Source organism: Psychroflexus gondwanensis ACAM 44 (genome assembly GCF_000355905.1).
Lineage (GTDB): Bacteria > Bacteroidota > Bacteroidia > Flavobacteriales > Flavobacteriaceae > Psychroflexus > Psychroflexus gondwanensis.
Genome location: NZ_APLF01000008.1, coordinates 1 through 19,793 on the forward strand (window position 1 = coordinate 1; position 19,793 = coordinate 19,793).

Genomic DNA, 19,793 nt, shown 5'->3' on the forward strand with positions numbered 1-19,793 from the left:
CCTGCAAATACAAATCCAAAAACTGCTATCGCATTTTTCTGTCTTTATTTGTTTCAGTAAAGTTTTAATCAAGTTTAGAATGGATTAACTAGCGTTGATCCAGACTTGAATCCCGCTTCTGCAAATAGAAATCCAAAAACTGCTATCGCATTTTTCTGTCTTTTTTATTTGTCATAAACCCTCAAGCAAGCTTGGGTTTATGACAAATAAAAAATCCAATGCTTTCACATTGGATTTCTGCTTGATGTGGGTCATACTGGATTCGAACCAGTGACTTCTACCCTGTCAAGGTAACACTCTGAACCAACTGAGTTAATGACCCGGTTTAAAAATAAAAAACCCTAACATTAGCTAGGGTTAGTGGGCGATGAGGGGTTCGAACCCCCGACCCCCTCGGTGTAAACGAGGTGCTCTGAACCAGCTGAGCTAATCGCCCCAAATTGGGATTGTAAATATAAACCTTATTTTGATTTCACAAACTAAAATTTCAATTTTTATAAAATTTCTGCAACCGTAAACGTACTTCCTCCAATAAATATAACATCACTAGCTTTAGCAGCAAGTTTAGCGGTTTTAAAGGCGTCCACCACACTGGTAAACACCCCACCATTCAAAAAGAAATCCTCAGCTTTTTTCTGTAAATACTCAGCATCCATTCCTCTAGGGACCTCTGGCTTACAAAAGTAATAGAGGGCTTGCTTTGGAAATAAGGGCAAAATTTTATCCAGATCCTTGTCGTTTACAACGCCTAAAACGATGTGGAGTTGTTGGTAGGATTCCTGTAAAAGCTGTTTTATGACCAAACGCAGTCCTTCCTCATTATGTCCCGTGTCGGCAATAATCTTTGGTTGTTTACCTAAGATTTCCCATCGCCCTTGGAAGCGCGTGTTCAATTTGACGTTTGCCAAGCCGTTTTCAATTTCTGCTTTTTTGATAGCCCACCCCTCGATCTTATTCAAGACCGCTAAGGCTTGCAAAGCAGTTCTGATATTGTTTTTTTGGTAGCTTCCTTTTAAATCGCAGTCAGGAAGTAAAGCCTCTAAGTCTCTTGCAAAATATATAGGAGCAGTTTCTGCTTTTGCTTTGTTTAGAAAAACGGACTGAGTTTCTGGAACCGTTTCACCAATAACAACAGGAATGTTCTGCTTAATAATACCCGCTTTTTCACCGGCTATTTTTTCTAAAGTATCTCCTAAAAAAGCCATGTGGTCTAGTCCTATATTGGTGATGACCGAGAGGAGAGGAGTAATGATATTGGTAGAGTCCAGTCGACCCCCTAAGCCTACTTCAATAATGGCGATATCGATTTGTTGTTTTGCAAAATAGTCGAAGGCCATGCCTACCGTCATTTCGAAAAAGGAAAGCTGCTGAGTTTCTAGAAATGTCTGGTGATGACCTATAAAATCAACGACATCTTGCTCAGGGATTTCTTGGCCATTAATCTTGATGCGTTCCCGAAAATCTTTAAGATGGGGAGAGGTGTATAAGCCTACTTTATAGCCAGAAGTTTGTAAAATAGAGGCAAGCATATGGCTTACAGAACCCTTTCCATTGGTACCGCCTACGTGTATACTTTTAAACTGTTGTTCTGGAAACCCCAGTTCTTTGGATAACTCTAGGGTGTTGGTCAAATCTTTTTTGAAGGCTGCTTTTCCTAATCGCTGATACATCGGAAGTTTCTCAAACATCCACGTTAGCGTTTCCGAGTAATTCATATCTATTCAGATAATTTAAAGACGTAAGTGATAAAACCAATTTGGGTGGTAGGGGCTTTGGCGTCGCTATTAAATTTGGTAGCTAAAGCTGCTCGTTTTGCAGGATCCAAAAGGCAAGAAGTGCTATTGGTAGTTCCTTTTACACCAGCTGTTGCTTTTACAACATCGCCATTTCGGTTGACTTCAATTCTTACGACGACCTCTCCAGATTCGTCACACTCCTGCACAAACTTTCGCTTACTTAAAGCTTTACGGCCTCCAAGGCGGTAATTGCCATCTCCGTCGAGACCTTTGCCTGTTCCATAATAATTGTTGGCATTAGGGTCTCCGTCAGGATCTCCCTTGTCCCCAACTTGGTTATCATCTCCTTCACCACCTTCAGCCTTACCATCGTTTTTAGGGCCATTCAAAAGGCTTTCCATAGCATCTGTAACAGATTTCTCTGGCTTCTGTTCAGGCTCGGGTTCAGGCTCGGGTTCTGGAGTAGGTTCAGGTTGAGTTTTTTCAACCTTCTGCTGTACCTTTTCTTTGGGTTTCTCGGGTTGCTTTTCAGTCTCCTTCACCACTTTTTCACTTTTCTCAATGACGGGGGCTTCTTCAGTTTCTTGAGTGACGACTTCTTCTTTGATGTCTTCTGTAGTGCTGGTTTCTTCAACCTCCTGGGGAGGTGGAGTACTCGTTTTTTGAGGGGAGGTCTTGATAGGTTCAGTCGGCTGAACTTCTCCTGAGCCAAAATCGGTAGTTCCAAAATTCACGGCAATCCCACGTTCCTCTGGTGGGTCAAGATATTGTAAACCAAAGAAAAACATCAATAAAATAAACAGGAGATAGAGTCCTGTAGTGATAAGGAATGATTTTTTCTCGTGTTTCGTTTTGAATATGCTCAAAGCTTAATTGGGTTTAACTGCCAAAACTATTTTAAAGCGATTTCTATTAGCAATGTCCATAATGAGGACTGCTTTTTCTATAGGAACGCCTTCTTCAGCTCTCAAAATAATCGTAGGCTCTTCAATGCCATTCAATTTTGACTTTAGGGCATTCTCTATTTTGTTGGAATTTATTTTCTCATCATTGATGTAGAAGTCCAACTCTTTTGTGATGCTTACCGCTACATTTTGTTGAGACGTAGTTTTACCTTTAGCCTTTGGTAAAATCAAGTCTAGAGCCTCTGGAGTAATAACCGGAGACGTTAACATAAAAAAGATGAGTAGCAAGAAAACAATGTCCGTCATAGACGACATGCTAAAGGTGGCACTCACTTTATTTCTACCTCGTAAATTCATAATTAACTAGGTTCGTTCAATAAATCTAAGAAATCAACTGCAGTAGCTTCCATTTGGTGTACAACTTTATCGGTTCTTACCACCACGTGATTATAGGCGATATAGGCGATAATCCCTACGATAAGACCTGCGACAGTCGTCAACATTGCGGTATAGATCCCCTCGGCAAGAGAACCCATCTGCGCTTGTCCGCTGCTGGTCGCCAATTCATGAAACGCTAAAACCATTCCAATCACGGTTCCTAAAAAACCAATCATGGGTGCTGCTCCTGCTATTGTCGCGAGTACACTTACGTTTTTCTCTAGCTTATAAACTTCCAGACGGCCCGCATTTTCAATAGCGGTATTGATATCTTCCAACGGAGATCCTATTCTGGAAATTCCTTTTTCGGTAAGTCTGGCAACTGGAGAATTTTCTTGGGCACAGCGCATTTTGGCAGATTCGATATTGCCAGAAGTCACGCTATCTTTTATTTGATTCATAAAATTCTTATCGGTCTTCGAAGCGGCGTTGATGGCAAAAATGCGTTCAAAATAAATGTAAATGGCAAAAAACAGAAGAACTGCCAAAATCAATATAATAATAGTTCCTCCAGGACCTCCACTAAAGATTAAATCGATGATGGATAAGGTTTTTTCTTCCACAAGTTCCTCTGCAACGTCAGGGGTTTGTTGAGCAAATGTTATAAGCATGGGTTATAGGTTGTTAATGATATAGATAACGCTAAAGTAAACAATAAATTTCATCACTCAAGAACTATTTATAAGCTTAAATCAATTGTTTTAAAGCAATTTCAAAAGCGTGACTACTGATGTATTTTTTGTCATTATTTTGTTCAAAAGTGCGTTGAATAGCATTCTTTAAGGTGATAGAAATATCATTAAAAATAGCTTCGTCGGTCATTGACACTTTGCGTTCCATAAAGTAAGCAAAGACACGAGCCATTCCACAATTGGCGATAAAATCTGGAATAACACTCGCTTTCTGGTCGGCGTATTCCATAATAGGGCCAAAGAAGATTTCTTTATCGGCGAACGGCACATTTGCTCCACATGAAATAACTTCCAAGCCATGCTCTACCAAGCTATCGATTTGGTCTTTTTGGACCAATCGAGAAGCAGCACAAGGGGCAAAAATATCGGCGCCAAGCGACCAAAAAGCTTCGTTAGCCTCTTCAAAAGGAATAAGATCTTTACTCTTTAACGTATTTCCTTTCTTTGCTAGAAACAAATCTTTGATCTCCTCATAACTATATCCATCTTTGTTAATAAGGCCTCCATCTCTATCTAGAATCCCAATGATTTTAGCTCCCATTTTGGACAGATAAAAAGCAGCAGCCGAACCTACATTACCAAAGCCTTGGATAATGGCTGTTTTCCCTTTCACATCCCCTCCATAAATATCGTAATAATGCTTCACCGACTCCGCAACTCCAAAACCGGTACACATATCTGCGATGGTATATTTACGGGATACATCTGGGCTATAATCGGTATTTTCGATCACCTTAATCACCCCATGGCGTAATTGTCCAATCCTATTGATTTTATCGGCTTCGGTAGGGTGGAAGTGTCCATTAAAAACACCTTCCTGTGGATGCCAAACGCCACAGCTCTCCGTGATTGGAATCACTTCGTGAATTTCATCGACATTCAAGTCACCACCTGTGCCGTAATAGCTTTTTAATAATGGCGAAACTGCTTTGTACCAGCGTTCTAAAACGCCCTGTTTTCTGGGATCTTTAGGATCAAAATTAATTCCCGATTTGGCTCCACCAATGTCTGGGCCTGAAACCGTAAATTTTATTTCCATGGTTTTAGCCAGAGATAAGACTTCATTTTCATTTAAGCCTTCACGCATCCGTGTTCCTCCCCCAGCGGCGCCACCTCTTAAAGAGTTAATTACCGTCCAGCCTTCAGCTTCAGTTTCTGAATCTCTCCAGTGGAAAACAATTTCTGGAGCTTTATCTTCATATTTAGTCAGTAATTCTTTCATAGGAAACAATTCAAATATTAATTCTTTGGGGACAAATATAGAGATTCGTAAAAGCTCTGTTTAGAGAAAGGTTCAAAAATTCCAAATTCTATATTAAGGCAAATAGATAAATCCTGCAGAATGGTCCTGCGAAGCACCTGTTACCGAGGCTAACACATTGGTTTCCTCACGCTCTCTTAAGACTCCCAGTAAGCCAAAAATGAGAGCTTCTTTATAATGAATAACTTTAGCTTCTGGGAGAATTAACTGGGCTTGAGTTTGCGAAGCGATGAGTTCTAATAGATAAGAATTTAAAGCACCACCGCCCGTAAAAAGCACTCGAGAGCTCTTGTGTATGGAGTTTTCAATCTGTTTGGCAAAGTGATGTGTGCAGGTGGCCATAATTTCTTCTGAAGATAATCCCGATAATTCTAAAAGCGGAAAAAAATAGGCTTCCAACCATTCGATGCCTAAAGATTTTGGGGCTGTCTCGGAGTAATACTTGAGCGAATCGAGTTTTAAAAGAAGCTCTTCATTAGGACTTGAAGCTTTGGCGATTTGTCCTCCATCGTCAAATTCCACCCCTAAGGTATTGGCATAAGGATTCAAGACTTTATTCACAGGGCAGATGTCGTAAGCAATGCGCTTGTCGTCTCTTTCAAAAGAAATATTTGCAAAGCCTCCTAGGTTGATACAGGCCTCGTAATCTCCGAATAACAGTCGATCGCCTAGAGGAACTAATGGAGCTCCTTGGCCTCCTAAAGCCACATCTTCAACTCTAAAATCGCAAATAACTTTGTGACCCGTTAGCTTCGCTAGTTTAGGTAAATTTCCGATTTGATAGGTGAGCTGGCGTTCAGGTTGGTGTAAAACAGTATGTCCGTGAGAAGCTATAAAATCGATAGGAGGTAACGGGTGTTCTCTTAAGAATCGACCGATGTAATCTGCGAGTAGGATGGTGTATTCTTCATCCAACAAGTTTAGACTCTCCATAGATTGCTGGTGGGCCGTTTGCAACTTGTTTTCCCATACTGAAGAATAAGGATAGGTGATAGCCGCCTTAATTTCAAAAGTCCACTTATTGGTATCGAAAGAGAATTGACAATGTGCAAGATCCACACCATCGAGAGATGTGCCAGACATTACTCCGATAACAGAATAGCTTTTCATACTTCTAGAATTAACATCAAAATTAGAATAAAGCAGACAAAGAAATTGAGTTTCAGGTAGAAACTTGAAAGGGATATCAAGGCTTACAACTTTTACACAAATCTTAAATTTTGATTGGTTACATTGAAAAATATGTAGGTAAATCCTATATTTGCAACAAATTTTTAATAAAACTGAAACAGTTACTATATGGATTTTAAATTATCAGAAGAACATGAGATGATTCGCCAGGCAGCGCGAGATTTTGCTAATAATGAATTGAAGCCGGGAGTTATAGAACGTGACGAAAATGAAGAATTTCCAAAGGAGCAAATTAAAAAACTTGGTGAGCTTGGATTTATGGGCATGATGGCCTCACCAGATTATGGTGGAGGAGGAATGGATACCGTTTCTTATGTCTTAGCGATGGAAGAACTTTCCAAAGTAGATGCTTCTGCATCGGTTGTCGTTTCAGTGAATAATTCTTTGGTATGTTGGGGTTTAGATACATATGGTACAGAAGAACAAAAGAAAAAATACCTTTCTAAGTTGACTACTGGTGAGAAAATTGGTGCTTTTTGTTTAAGTGAGCCAGAAGCGGGCAGTGATGCAACATCTCAAAAAACGACAGCCATCGATATGGGGGATCACTATGTGATCAACGGGACTAAAAACTGGATCACTAATGGTAACTCTGCAGAGGTTTACCTTGTGATTGCTCATACCGATAAAGACAAAAAACACAAAGGTATTAATGCTTTCATCATGGAGAAAAACATGGAAGGCTTTGTCGTTGGACCTAAAGAGCGGAAAATGGGTATTCGTGGAAGCGATACGCACTCTCTGACTTTCAACGATGTGAAAGTGCCTAAAGAAAATAGAATAGGAGAAGATGGATTTGGTTTCAAATTCGCTATGAAAACCCTAGCCGGTGGAAGAATTGGTATTGCAGCTCAAGCTCTTGGTATTGCTGCTGGAGCTTACGAACTAGCTAAAAGCTATTCTAAAATAAGAAAAGCATTTGGAACTGAAATTATGAATCATCAGGCTATCGCTTTCAAACTTGCAGATATGCATACTAGTATTGAAGCAGCACGCCACATGGTGATGAAAGCAGCTTGGGATAAGGACAATGGTCTTAACTACGACCTTTCTGGCGCTATGGCAAAACTTTACGCTTCGCAAGTGGCAATGGATGTTACTATAGAAGCCGTTCAAGTCCACGGTGGAAATGGATATGTAAGAGAATACCACGTTGAGCGTATGATGAGAGATGCCAAAATCACACAGATTTATGAAGGCACTTCAGAAATACAAAAAATAGTGATCTCCAGAAGTGTTCTGGCAGATTAGGGAGTTGGTTTTATATAGTAAAGAGCTGTTTCACTTGTATGGGAAACAGCTCTTTTTTATGCTTTAATGTTGGCCTTGTAATTGAAATTTTATTCCTGAATTCAATAATTCAAACCAACAGCTAGACTTCTTATGTTTTAATTTTTTATTGAGTGTTTAATTTCCCGATCTTCATTATCGAGATTCTTTAAAGTTTAGCCATTACATTAAAGAAAAAAATTTTTAAATTATCAAATAAATGAATTAAATGTTAAATATTTTAATACTATTTAGCTTTTAGTTAACTTTAATAAAAATTATTATGAAAAATCTATTACCCCCCACCAAAAAAAAATTTATTATTAATTCTAGTTTTCTTAGTTAGTGCTAATTCTTTTTCACAGCAGTACAAAGAATATTATATTGTTGAAAAAACACTTAATACTTTATCCTCTCAAAGCAAATCCTTAAATGTTGACGGCTCTTTAAGCTTAAGGTTTCAAGATACTGCTCATCAAGCAGGTACTTACTCTATTACTTTAGTTTCCGATGGTAATATTATAGAATCTAAAAATCTTATTAAAAACTAACACCTATGAAAACCATTACTCTTATTATATTTAGTTTGATAATTTACTCATTTCAAAGTCAAGCTCAGACACAAGAACTTCTAGACAATACTTGGTATCTCGAAAAGGTGGTGATTGAAGGGGAAGAATTTTTCGTTCCAAATCTTGGTTCTCCACCAATTGCTTACGCAGAATTTAATTTAGATTTCTTTAATACAGAATACTGTATGTCTTTATATGCTGATATAGAATATAGTGAACTTTCAAATTTTATTTTTACAGGGCAAGGGCTTACTTTCGAGGGCTGTGGAGTTGAAGAATATGATATGTTTGATGCTGTATATTTTTATGATTATTTTGGTTTTGAAGTTGGGTTCTATCAACCTTTTTCTTACGAAATTACAGAGGAGTCCTCCACTCTTAAAAAACTTACCATTACCAATACCAATGATGATAAGGCCGTTTACTATTCAGAAACTTTGTCTACCCAGGATATAGATGGTTTTGGAACAGTAAGACTTTACCCTAATCCAGCTCAAAATGAGTTCTCAGTAGAAAGTGATGTAGATATAAAGCAAATTAAAATGTATAATCAGTTAGGGCAAGTGGTGTTGGAGTTTGATGATATTAAACCACAGCCATCATATGACATCTCAGTACTGTCGAAAGGAATTTATTTTGTAGAGTTATCTTCTGTTCAAGGCAAGAAAACGGTGAAAAAGCTTGTAAAGCAGTAAGTAAAAACTAACACCTATGAAAACCTTTACTCTTATATTATTTTGTTTTTTATTCAATTCATTTCAAAGTCAAGCTCAGACACAAGAACTTCTAGACAATACTTGGTATCTCGAAAAGGTGGTTATTGATGAAGTTGAATACTTAACTCCCAGTAATGATGAAATCAACCAGGTCATTCTTGATTTTGATACCGATTTTATCAATACATACCCAGCACCGTCGGCATGCTTTGCCTTTTTAGGTTCAATAGATTTTAACAACAATAACTCATCATTTTCAAATAGTGATGCTTCGCCATCTTTTCCAGAATGCAATCAAGAGGAAAACTCTAATTTTTATGTGTATTATATAGATGAATTTTATTGGCTAGAATCTGGAAATGAAACTCAAATTTTTGAATACAATATCACCGAAGAGTCCTCCACTCTTAAAAAACTTACCATTACCAATACCAATGATGACAAGGCCGTTTACTATTCAGAAACTTTGTCAATTCAAGATGTGGATGGTTTTGGAACGGTAAAACTTTACCCTAATCCAGCTCAAAATGAGTTTTCTATTGAAAGTGATGTAGATATAAAACAAATTAAAATATATAATCAGTTAGGGCAAGTGGTGTTGGAGTTTGATGATATTAAACCACAGCCATCATATGACATCTCAGTACTGTCGAAAGGAATTTATTTTGTAGAGCTATCTTCTGTTCAAGGCAAGAAAACGGTGAAAAAGCTTGTAAAGCAGTAAGTAAAAACTAACACCTATGAAAACCTTTACTCTTATATTATTTTGTTTTTTATTCAATTCATTTCAAAGTCAAGCTCAGACACAAGAACTTCTAGACAATACTTGGTATCTCGAAAAGGTGGTTATTGATGAAGTTGAATACTTAACTCCCAGTAATGATGAAATCAACCAGGTCATTCTTGATTTTGATACCGATTTTATCAATACATACCCAGCACCGTCGGCATGCTTTGCCTTTTTAGGTTCAATAGATTTTAACAACAATAACTCATCATTTTCAAATAGTGATGCTTCGCCATCTTTTCCAGAATGCAATCAAGAGGAAAACTCTAATTTTTATGTGTATTATATAGATGAATTCTATTGGCTAGAATCTGGGAATGAAACTCAAATTTTTGAATACAACATCACCGAAGAGTCCTCCACTCTTAAAAAACTTTCCATTACCAATACCAATGATGATCAGGCCGTTTACTATTCAGAAACTTTGTCAATTCAAGATGTGGATGGTTTTGGAACGGTAAAACTTTACCCTAATCCAGCTCAAAATGAGTTTTCTATTGAAAGTGATGTAGATATAAAACAAATTAAAATGTATAATCAGTTAGGGCAAATGGTGTTGGGGTTTGATGATATTAAACCACAGCCATCATATAACATCTCCGTACTGTCGAAAGGGGTTTATTTTGTAGAGCTATCTTCTGTTCAAGGCAAGAAATCAGTTAGGAAAATTATCAAAAAATAAGTAATCTGCAAAGAATCTAGAAAACTAGGCTCTTTCTGCCGCTATGGAAAAACTTTAGGCTTCGCAAGTGCAATGGATGTTACTATAGAAGCCGTTCAAGTCCACGGAGGATATGGATATGTAAGAGAATACCACGTTGAGCGTATGATGAGAGATGCCAAAATCACAAAGATTTATGAAGGCACTTCAGAAATACAAAAAATCGTGATTTCCAGAAGTATTCTAGCAGATTAAACTAAAATCTGATAACGTATTTTAGAGGTCAACAGCGATGTTGACCTTTTTTATTTTAAATAGTAGTAAACTTGCGCATTAAAAAGGAGCTATGAAAATATCAGTAGAATTAACCCTTACACCCATCCAAGATGATTTTGAACCTGTCATTATAGACTTAATAAAAGCGTTGCGAGCTTCAGATTTAACTGTGATCGAGAATCCGCTGAGTACTCAAGTCTATGGAGACTATGATCGGGTGATGGAGGTTCTTCAGAAGGAGGTAAAAACTGCTTTTGAAGCCATGGATCGAGGCTTGTTATATATGAAAATAGTAAAGTCTGATAGAAGTGACTACACGCCTCATTTCTGATTTAAATTGAATGTATGGCTTCTCATCCTTATTTTAATAATAACCTTAAGTTTGTGATTTCATAGTTTAAAATTTGAATGTGGATCTATTATTAGATTGGTTATTTTTAGAATATCAAGACACGCCAACGCACTTTTTGGTCCTTGAGATTATCGCTATTATTTTCGGGTTTCTAAGCGTTTTGTTTTCAAAAAAGGATAACATTCTTGTATTCCCAACTGGTATTGTAAGTACGCTCATCTTTGTGTACATCCTTTATGAGTATAGTTTGCTCGGTGATATGATGATAAACGCCTACTACTTCCTCATGAGTATTTATGGATGGTATGTATGGACTCAAAAGGTAGATGATTCTCATTTCATTCCTATTAAAAAGGCAACAAGAAGAGAAAACCAGCAATCTATTTTTATATTTATAGCAACTTCAGTCTTCGTCTGTATCGTTTATGAAGTATTCGATAAATGGGACGGTTGGGTAACCTATATGGATGTGATCACCACAGGAATATTTTTTGTAGGGATGTGGTTAATGGCCAAAAAAAGATTGGAGAATTGGATCTATTGGGTCATAGGAGATCTTATTTCAATTCCATTATATTATTACAAAGGTCTTACTTTTACCTCTTTTCAATATATACTTTTTACTATTATTGCCGTTTATGGATTTATAGCATGGAAAAAGAACTTAGACAAACCCAAGACCAGCTTACTAAAATAGTCCTTTATGGACCAGAATCTACAGGCAAAACGTCGCTTGCTAGAGCTCTAGCCCTTGAGTATAATACGGAGTGGGTGCCAGAATTTGCAAGGGATTATTTACAAGACAAATACAATACATCTGCAGAGATTTGTGAACCTGAAGACCTCATTCCTATTGCTAAAGGGCAACTACAATCTGAAAATTTTAAATCTCAAAATGCAAAGCAATACGTGTTCTGTGACACCAATGTTTTGCAAACTTTAGTCTATGCCAAAGCCTACTTCGAAAACTTTCAGAATAAGATTTTAGAGCAATGTGCAGAAGAGTGTCATTATGCTCATTACTTCTTAACTTATATAGACACTCCCTGGGTAGAAGATGATTTACGCGATAAACCCACCCAGAGAAAGTCTATGTTTACTATCTTTGAACAAGAGCTCATCCAAAGAAATCTACCTTATACTATTTTAAAGGGAGATTTGAAGCAACGTTTACACCAATCCACATCTATTATTAAAACGCTTTAATTATCAATTTATGAAGTTTCATCCTAAAGACCTTCTTCACATCGAGAACCACCATCTTTCTATAGAAAAGATAGAAAAAGACATTGACTATTTAAAGAGGGGGTTTCCCAATTTAGAAGTCGTAAAGCCAGCAACTCTAAATGACGGTATTATCATTCTTGACCCTCAGGAAGAAGACGAGTTGATTAGTATTTATCAAAAATCCAAGTTAGAGGCCATCAAATTTGTGCCTGCTAGTGGAGCTGCCTCTAGGATGTTTAGAATGCTCCACCAGTTTATGGAAGAATATCCAGCCTCACAGATAGACTTTGAAACTTTTCTTCACCAAGACGATTACAAAGATTTAGTCAGTTTCTTTGATGCTATCGAACATCTTCCATTTTATGAGGACTTAAAATTTGCTTTAAAGGGAAAAGGTGTAGATTTTGATAGCCTATCCCAAGGAGATAAAGCTTTGAGATTTACAAAACAAATGCTGTCTTCTGAAGGTTTTCACATGGCGAACATGCCTAAAGGGCTTATCCCATTTCATAAGTATACTGAAGAAAAACTAACCGCTTTTCAAGAGCATCTCTTTGAAGCGGCTAGGTATGTCGTGAAGGATAAAGAAGCAAAAGTGCATTTTACTATTTCCAAAGACCATTTGGATAAGTTTCAAGAAAAACTCAAGGACATCAAGCCCGCAATAGAAGAAGCAACTGGAGTCAACTTCAAGGTAGAGTTTTCTTTCCAAAACCCCTCTACAGATACTGTTTGTTTAGATACCAACGGGGATCTTTACAGAGATGGTGAGGGCCATATTTTATTTAGACCTGCAGGGCATGGAGCTTTAATCCAGAATTTGAACGCATTGAAGGGAGACTTGGTATTTATCAAAAACATAGATAATGTTGCTCATCAAGACTCTGAGGAAGAAAAAAGTAAACCTACACATAAATATAAATCTATTCTTGCCGGGAAGCTCATTCAACTTCAGAAGAAAGCTTTTGGTTATTTGAAAGCCTTAGAAAAAGAAGCCTGTGATAAAACTATAGTGAAAGAAGCAAAAGCGTTCTTAAGACATCAGTTGAATATTCATGTTGAGCTCCAAACAAAAGAAGACGTTTTTTATTACCTCAACAGGCCTATACGAGTGTGTGGAATGGTGATTAATGAAGGAGCACCAGGAGGTGGGCCGTTTTGGATAAAAAATGAAGATAATAGTGTTTCTCTCCAAATTGTAGAAAAATCCCAAATAGACTTATCTCAACCTGACCAAAAAGAAAAAATGGAAGCCTCTACTCATTTTAACCCTGTGGATATCGTTTGTAGTTTGAAAGATTATAAAGGTAAAACCTTTAATTTACAAGATTTCGTCGATACCAATAAAGGCTTTGTTGCAAATAAATTTGTAGGCGGTAAACCCGTAAAAGGATTGGAATTACCAGGCTTATGGAATGGCGGTATGGCTTTCTGGAATACTGTATTTGTAGAAGTTCCTGCTCATACCTTTAATCCTGTAAAAACAGTTTTAGATTTGCTTAAACCTGGACACCAACCCGAAAAAAATGTATAACAAGGAGGCATTGCTTAGAGAGTTAGAATTTCAATTTGCTTTAAGTGGCGGGCCAGGAGGTCAACATGTTAACAAGACAGAAACCAAGGTGATCTTGATTTGGGATCTTCAGAAGTCTGGAGTCTTCTCAGCATCACAAAAAGAACGGTTGCAACAACGCCTTGCTTCTAAAATTAATTCTGAAGGGCTCCTGAAATTGAACGTTTCTAAAACCCGAAGCCAACATCAAAATAAGAAAATAGCAATTTTAAATTTTGAAGATTTAGTAAAGAAAGCTCTTCAGAAGAAGAAAAAGCGTATCAAAACAAAACCTTCGAGATCTGCCAAACTTAAACGCCTTCAGAAAAAGAAAAAAAATTCAGAAAAGAAAGCCAATCGCCAAAAGCCAGAACTTTAACTTAAGCTGAATTTCGGCTTGCGTTGATATTTCCAAATAAAGCTCTGATTACCATTTTTTCGTAAGTGTTTTTATTTGGATCATTTTCTTGAATTTTTTGTAAAGCATATTGCTGAATGCTGAGCAATGGCAGTATGATATTCTCTCGCATACTAATGGATTTTCGGGCTAGTTCTTCATTTTCCATCAGCTCTTTTTGTTTTGTAAGTTGAAGCACTAGTTTTTTCGTAAGCTCATATTCTTTACGTAACTCTTTCCAGAATTCACCATATTTCTTGTCATTCTTCATGTAGGAAGTCAATGGGAAATAGGATTTTTTCATGGACATAATACTGTTCAGTATTAAAGATCTAAAAAACGCAGAGTTTTCATACAAATCTTCAACGACATGGAATTGGTCTGCAAATGCATTTAGCGCAGTTCCTAAACCGTAGTAGCCAGGAACATTTTGTCTAGCCAAACTCCAAGAACCAACAAACGGAATGGCTCTTAAATCTTTCAATTGAAGTTTAGCATCTTGGTTTCGCTTGGTTGGTCTACTGCCAATATTTGTTGCTCCATAATACTTAAGCGTTGTCATCTCTTCCAAGTAAGGAATAAACAACTCGTGCTCTTTTAAACTGATATATTTTTGGTAGCTTTTATCGGCTAATTGGGTGATTAATTCTTTGTGATTCGGCTTCCATCTGTTGCGGTGTTTAGATTTTACACCTGCCAAAAGCAACTGTTCAAAATTGTAAGTGGCTTGCTCTTGGGTTCCAAAAAGACTGGTAATGGTTTGTCCTTGGATGGTCAATTGTATTTTTTCATTTGCAATTTCATTTCCTTGTGCGGCGTAAAATTGATGCGTTTTTCCACCTCCACGAGCTGGTGGGCCACCGCGGCCATCAAAAAACACAACTCGGTAAGCCTTTTCTCTAGACAAGCGGGTTAAGCGTTCTTTGGTTCTGTAAATTTCCCAATTGGCTTTCAAATATCCACCATCTTTTGTGCCGTCAGAAAAGCCTAGCATAATGTGTTGTTCTTGATTTCTTTTTAGCAAGTGGTTTTTATAGGTTTCATTTTCGTAAAGCGCAGTCATCACAGATTCAGAATTGTCCATTCCTTGCATGGTTTCAAATAAGGGAACAATATCGATACAGATTTCATCTTCTTTATAACCACAATACTTAAAAATTGCAAACACATGAAGAACATCAAAAATGCTTTCTGAATTGGAAATAATGTAGCGATGCAAACCACGCTGACCGTTTAATTCTTGAATTTCTTGAATTTGATATACGTTCCTTAGCGTATCGACCACCAAATCATCGGAATAATCGTCTGGATTTATTGCTAAAGAGTTTTGAGTTAAATAGGTTATCTTTTCTTCTGAAGTTAACTCATCATAATTAACGTGGAACTCTTTATCGAATATGTCTCTTATAACTTGATTATGAACACTGCTGTCTTGTCGAATATCTAAGGTCGCAAAATGATTTCCAAAGAGATGAACCCTACCAATAAAATCGTCTATCAAATCTATATTAAGAGATCTGTAGTTTTCTTCCACAAGCTTCCTGACCTCATACATTATGTTCAAGATTTCCTGAGAAGTTAAACTGGTTTTCTTCTTGAAAATTTGTTTATATAGTTTAGCCTTAAGTTTATTAAGCGGCTCATTAACTTCTCGGAAAGTAAGTTTACGCATCAAAACCTTTAGATGATTGTAGTAGCATTTCATGATGGTAATGCGCAGCTGAGTAGCAACTTCGTAGGTGGTTTCTTTGTTTACAAAAGGATTGCCATCTCGGTCACCGCCTGGCCAAAATCCTAACTCTAACAAATTGGGATTAAAGTCTGGTGGTAAATTGGCTGTTTTTCCAACTTGATGATAAATTTTGCCTAGAGTTTCGTAATACACGTATCTCAAGTAAAAAATGATGCTTTGTGCTTCTTCAAAAGGAGTTGGTTTCTCTCTATTAATAAATGGCGTAAAAGCCAATTGCTGGAGTGTATTATCGATTTTCGTAATGCTATCATCCTGAATAGCATTGCGAAGCTCGTGCATAATTCCTTGCACATTATTAGGGTAAAACTGGGTTGGATGGGCGGTAAAAACTACCCGTGCACTAAAGCGTTTCAAGTGTTGAACCAAATCTTTATAATTCTCGTTTCGAGGTTGTAAAACGTCTTCAAGTTTTTGTTTTTTGAAACTAGAAAAAGCGGCATCTTCAATGCTATCAAACAAAACAACTTGACGTTCGATGTATTGGATCATTCTGAATAATAAGTCAAATTTTTCCTTGTCGGTTTTTAGTTCTGTATGATTTGCTAAAAAATCTTCAATGACTTCCTTCGGTTCCGCATCTTTTTGGTAACCTTCTTTACTAAGCTTATGTAAAAGTGGAATGAAAATACCTGTATATGACAAGTCTTCGTTAGGCAAATTCAAAAATAAACTATTGTAAATCAAATATTTATTTTTTACGATCTGTCTGAATTTTTCTGCGCGTTTGTTGTTTTGCATGGCTTTAAGTTTAAAAATGTATAGTAAATACAGTCACAAAAAATATTCTACTTATTCTCAGAAATACAGAAAAACAATCTAAAATTATTTGAGTTCATTGTTTTACTGCCCATTCCTAAATGCCTGAAACAGGTAAGTTTTTATTTGAAAACTGAGTGATAATTTTAAAAGCTAGTCTTCACTTGCACTAATTTAAATCTTAAATTTGAAATTTAATCTTTAAATTAAGTATTATTTTTTGAAGTCAATTCCAAATCATTTCTATAAGTTTGCACGACGTCTCAAAGGGGTGTTTTGCAATAGCAAGACTGAGATTATACCCAATGAACCTGGGCAAGTAATGTTGCCAAGGGAAAATGACAACTAGAATTGTCATACATTGCTTAGTACTCCTGATGCCAGAATGGTTATCAGGTTTTTTAATGTCCAATTTTGAATAATTGCCCCTTTTATTCGTAAATCATTTTACGAATGAAAACCAAATTATTTCTACTATGTTCGATCCTTTGGGGTTGGCAATCCTTCTCACAAAACTACACTGTAGAAGGACAAGTTACTGAAAACGGCAAACCGCTAAAAGATGTAAGTGTGTATGCTAAATCTACAAACTACGGCACCGTTACCGATGAGAATGGTGATTACCAACTAATTTTAGAAAAAGGCAACTACACCTTAGTATTTGCCAATGGAAATCGCCGAGAAGTTAGGCTGAAGTTGATGTCTAACCAAACCTTGGATGTGGATATGGCCAAAGCCGAGGAATCTCTTGATGAGGTTTTAGTACAAGCCTTTAGAGTAGACGCAGACTCGCCCATCACTCACTCCAATTTTACTAAAAAAGATATTGAGAGCAGAAATCTAGGGCAGGATATCCCGGTCTTACTTAATGTGCTTCCTTCTGTAGTTTCCACTACCGATGCAGGTAATGGTATAGGCTATACGTCTATAAGAGTGAGGGGAAGTGATGCGTCTAGGGTAAATGTGACCTTAAACGGGATTCCTTTTAACGACCAGGAAAGTCAAGGTTCCTTTTGGGTCAACTTACCAGATTTTGCTTCCTCTACAGAAAATATTCAATTGCAGAGAGGTGTAGGAACCTCCACCAACGGTTCTGGAGCATTTGGGGCCAGTCTTAATATCCTTACGGAAGCAAAGGATGACGAAGCAAGTGCAGAGATTAGTAATTCTGTTGGATCGTTCAATACCAGAAGACATACGATTGAATTTGGAACGGGACTTTTGGAAGACAAGTTTACATTCTCTGGCCGACTATCTCAAATTAAATCAGATGGTTATGTAGACAGAGCTTCCTCCGATCTAAAGTCCTACTTTTTGCAAGGGACTTTCCAAGATGGAGGGACCTATATCAAGGCTCTTGCCTTTGGAGGTAATAATATTACCTACCAAGCTTGGTATGGTATAGACAGAGAAACCTTGGAAACCGATAGAACTTTCAATCCTTCAGGGATGTATACTGATGAGAATGGAGATAGGCAGTTTTACGATAACGAAGTGGATAATTATAAGCAAGACCACTACCAATTACACTGGAATCAAAAATTAAATCAAAATTGGACTAGTAACCTTAGTTTAAACTATACCTATGGTCGTGGTTATTTTGAACAGTACGAGGAAGATGCAGATTTAGCCTTTCATGAAATTGGACCAGTTCAAATAGGTGGGGAAACCGTAGAAAATTCAGATTTGATTCGCAGACGTTGGTTGGATAACGATTATTATGTGGTAAACGGCACGATAAATTATACAGATAACCAACTTGATTTTACATCTGGATTATTTTATAGCCATTATACCAATGATCATTTTGGGGAAGTGATTTGGTCTAGGTTCGCTGGGAATTCAGAAATCCGAGACAATTATTATTTCGGAACTGGAACCAAGCAAGAATTTACAGCCTTTACAAAGGCCACATGGAGGCTGGATGATCAATTGAGTTTTTTTGGTGATCTACAAGGAAGGTTTGTGAACTATACCACTAGGGGTTTGACATCGGATAAGGTTAATCTTTTGGTGGATGAAAACTTTAATTTTTTCAACCCCAAAGCAGGAGCTACCTTTCAAGTTAATAAAGATCAACAACTCTATGCTTCTTATGGTAAAGCCCAAAGAGAACCGAGACGTAGAGATTTTGAAAACGGTATCACCAATCCAGAGATCCTTGACGATTTTGAATTGGGTTGGAGACTCGATTTAGGAAAGTCTTCGGTCAATACTAATTTATACTATATGTATTACAAAGACCAAATGGTTTTGACTGGTGCGTTGGATGATGTGGGTGCTCCTATAAGGGAGACTAGTGGCGAAAGTTACCGGTTAGGCTTAGAAATTGATGCTGATATAAAAGTGTCGAGATTATTTTCTCTTAGGCCTAATTTGACCTTGAGCCGGAATAAAAACATCGATTTTAGAGCAAATTTAGGTGGTGAAATTCAAAACCTTGGTGAAACCAATATTTCCTATTCTCCAGAAATTATAGGAGCTAATCAGTTGATATTTCACCCTAGTGAGGTCTTTCAAGTAAGCTTAATTTCTAAATATGTTGGAGAACAGTATATGGGTAATATCGATAGTGAAGTCTCACGGCTAGATAGTTTTTTCACCAACGATTTGAACATTGTTTACGAGTGGGAAAATGCTCCCTTATTTAAGTCGGTAGTGTTTACGGGCTTAGTCAATAATATTTTTGATATTAAATACGAATCAAATGGTTATTTCTTCTTTGGTAATTTTCAAAACGATGCTGGTCAAACAGAGACTTTTGAAGGTGCAGGTTATTATCCCCAAGCAGGCATTAATTTTTTAGCAGGCGTCACTCTTAAATTTTAATCTATTGAACAGTAGGCGGGGAGGGGTGGTAGAGAAAAAAGACTGTTGAGGTGATTTAGAAAAAAGAGAATAGAGCAAAGAGAGGGAAGAAAAAAGACTGTTGAGGTGATTTAGAAAAAAGAGAATAGAGCAAAGAGGGGGAAGAAAAAAGACTGTTGAGGTGATTTAGAAAAAAGAGAATAGAGCAAAGAGAGGGAAGAAAAAAGACTGTTGAGGTGATTTAGAAAATAGAGAATAGAGCAAAGAGAGGGAAGAAAAAAGACTGTTGAGGTAATTTAGAAAAAAGAGAATAGAGCAAAGAGAGGGAAGAAAAAAGACTGTTGAGGTGATTTAGAAAAAAGAGAATAGAGCAAAGAGAGGGAAGAAAAAAGAGTGTTGAGGTAATTTAGAAAAAAGAGAATAGAGCAAAGAGAAAAAAGACTG

The 19,793-nt window shown here is 37.0% G+C and carries 17 protein-coding genes, 2 tRNA genes and 1 pseudogene; 11 read left to right on the forward strand and 9 right to left on the reverse strand.

Annotated elements, in window-relative coordinates:
* Window positions 1–247: 247 nt before the first annotated feature.
* The 8 genes from PGOND44_RS08250 to PGOND44_RS08285 all read right to left on the reverse strand — a co-directional run bounded on the left by PGOND44_RS08250 (window position 248) and on the right by PGOND44_RS08285 (window position 6,142).
* Window positions 248–322: transfer RNA gene (locus tag PGOND44_RS08250), tRNA-Val, on the reverse strand.
* A gap of 39 nt (window positions 323–361) precedes the next feature.
* Window positions 362–436, reverse strand: a tRNA-Val gene (locus PGOND44_RS08255).
* Window positions 437–494: 58 nt separating this feature from the next.
* Complete coding sequence (locus tag PGOND44_RS08260; protein WP_040555938.1) at window positions 495–1,715, reverse strand: bifunctional folylpolyglutamate synthase/dihydrofolate synthase; 1,221 nt, start codon at window positions 1,713–1,715, stop codon at window positions 495–497.
* 2 nt (window positions 1,716–1,717) lie between these two features.
* On the reverse strand, window positions 1,718–2,602 hold the full coding sequence (locus tag PGOND44_RS08265) for a hypothetical protein (protein WP_003440017.1): 885 nt from the start codon (window positions 2,600–2,602) through the stop codon (window positions 1,718–1,720).
* 3 nt (window positions 2,603–2,605) lie between these two features.
* Window positions 2,606–2,998, reverse strand: coding sequence for an ExbD/TolR family protein (locus tag PGOND44_RS08270; protein ID WP_003440034.1), 393 nt, complete (start codon window positions 2,996–2,998; stop codon window positions 2,606–2,608).
* Window positions 2,999–3,000: 2 nt separating this feature from the next.
* On the reverse strand, window positions 3,001–3,690 hold the full coding sequence (locus PGOND44_RS08275; RefSeq protein WP_003440035.1) for a MotA/TolQ/ExbB proton channel family protein: 690 nt from the start codon (window positions 3,688–3,690) through the stop codon (window positions 3,001–3,003).
* A 76-nt stretch (window positions 3,691–3,766) separates the two neighbouring features.
* Window positions 3,767–4,993 carry a Glu/Leu/Phe/Val dehydrogenase dimerization domain-containing protein gene (locus tag PGOND44_RS08280; protein WP_003440039.1) on the reverse strand — a complete coding sequence of 409 codons (1,227 nt, stop codon included), beginning with the start codon at window positions 4,991–4,993 and terminating at the stop codon, window positions 3,767–3,769.
* A 93-nt stretch (window positions 4,994–5,086) separates the two neighbouring features.
* The gene (locus tag PGOND44_RS08285) at window positions 5,087–6,142 is read right to left on the reverse strand and encodes an anhydro-N-acetylmuramic acid kinase (RefSeq protein WP_040555940.1); all 1,056 of its coding nucleotides are present in this window, start codon (window positions 6,140–6,142) and stop codon (window positions 5,087–5,089) included.
* A gap of 189 nt (window positions 6,143–6,331) precedes the next feature.
* Between PGOND44_RS08285 and PGOND44_RS08290 the strand changes: the two genes are divergently transcribed.
* From PGOND44_RS08290 to arfB, 10 genes and pseudogenes are all read left to right on the forward strand, one after another.
* Window positions 6,332–7,474 carry an acyl-CoA dehydrogenase family protein gene (locus PGOND44_RS08290; protein WP_003440044.1) on the forward strand — a complete coding sequence of 381 codons (1,143 nt, stop codon included), beginning with the start codon at window positions 6,332–6,334 and terminating at the stop codon, window positions 7,472–7,474.
* 574 nt (window positions 7,475–8,048) lie between these two features.
* On the forward strand, window positions 8,049–8,759 hold the full coding sequence (locus PGOND44_RS08295) for a T9SS type A sorting domain-containing protein (RefSeq protein WP_040555941.1): 711 nt from the start codon (window positions 8,049–8,051) through the stop codon (window positions 8,757–8,759).
* Window positions 8,760–8,775: 16 nt separating this feature from the next.
* Window positions 8,776–9,504, forward strand: coding sequence for a T9SS type A sorting domain-containing protein (locus PGOND44_RS08300; RefSeq protein ID WP_040555942.1), 729 nt, complete (start codon window positions 8,776–8,778; stop codon window positions 9,502–9,504).
* 16 nt (window positions 9,505–9,520) lie between these two features.
* Window positions 9,521–10,249, forward strand: a complete 729-nt coding sequence (locus tag PGOND44_RS08305) for a T9SS type A sorting domain-containing protein (protein ID WP_040555944.1) — start codon at window positions 9,521–9,523, stop codon at window positions 10,247–10,249.
* A 66-nt stretch (window positions 10,250–10,315) separates the two neighbouring features.
* Window positions 10,316–10,483, forward strand: a pseudogene (locus PGOND44_RS15285) (acyl-CoA dehydrogenase family protein); the annotation flags it as partial.
* 91 nt (window positions 10,484–10,574) lie between these two features.
* A complete protein-coding gene (locus tag PGOND44_RS08310; protein WP_003440047.1) occupies window positions 10,575–10,835 on the forward strand; it encodes a thiamine-binding protein in 261 nt (86 codons plus the stop codon).
* A 79-nt stretch (window positions 10,836–10,914) separates the two neighbouring features.
* Window positions 10,915–11,553 (forward strand): nicotinamide riboside transporter PnuC, encoded by a 639-nt coding sequence (pnuC, locus tag PGOND44_RS08315; protein ID WP_040555956.1) that lies wholly within the window; start codon window positions 10,915–10,917, stop codon window positions 11,551–11,553.
* Window positions 11,508–12,062, forward strand: a complete 555-nt coding sequence (locus tag PGOND44_RS08320; RefSeq protein ID WP_003440049.1) for an AAA family ATPase — start codon at window positions 11,508–11,510, stop codon at window positions 12,060–12,062. The genes pnuC and PGOND44_RS08320 overlap by 46 nt, the downstream gene beginning before the upstream one ends.
* 10 nt (window positions 12,063–12,072) lie before the next feature.
* A complete protein-coding gene (locus PGOND44_RS08325; RefSeq protein WP_003440050.1) occupies window positions 12,073–13,617 on the forward strand; it encodes a DUF4301 family protein in 1,545 nt (514 codons plus the stop codon).
* Window positions 13,610–14,014 carry an alternative ribosome rescue aminoacyl-tRNA hydrolase ArfB gene (gene arfB / locus PGOND44_RS08330; RefSeq protein WP_003440051.1) on the forward strand — a complete coding sequence of 135 codons (405 nt, stop codon included), beginning with the start codon at window positions 13,610–13,612 and terminating at the stop codon, window positions 14,012–14,014. Before PGOND44_RS08325 ends, arfB begins: the two co-directional genes overlap by 8 nt.
* 1 nt (window position 14,015) lies before the next feature.
* Here the strand turns inward: arfB and PGOND44_RS08335 are convergent, their stop codons facing one another.
* Window positions 14,016–16,523: a phosphoenolpyruvate carboxylase gene (locus PGOND44_RS08335; RefSeq protein WP_003440052.1), complete on the reverse strand. Its 2,508-nt coding sequence runs from the start codon at window positions 16,521–16,523 to the stop codon at window positions 14,016–14,018.
* A 471-nt stretch (window positions 16,524–16,994) separates the two neighbouring features.
* On the opposite strand from PGOND44_RS08335, the gene PGOND44_RS08340 reads away from it, so the two are divergent.
* Complete coding sequence (locus tag PGOND44_RS08340) at window positions 16,995–19,370, forward strand: TonB-dependent receptor (RefSeq protein ID WP_003440053.1); 2,376 nt, start codon at window positions 16,995–16,997, stop codon at window positions 19,368–19,370.
* The last annotated feature ends 423 nt before the right edge of the window (window positions 19,371–19,793 follow it).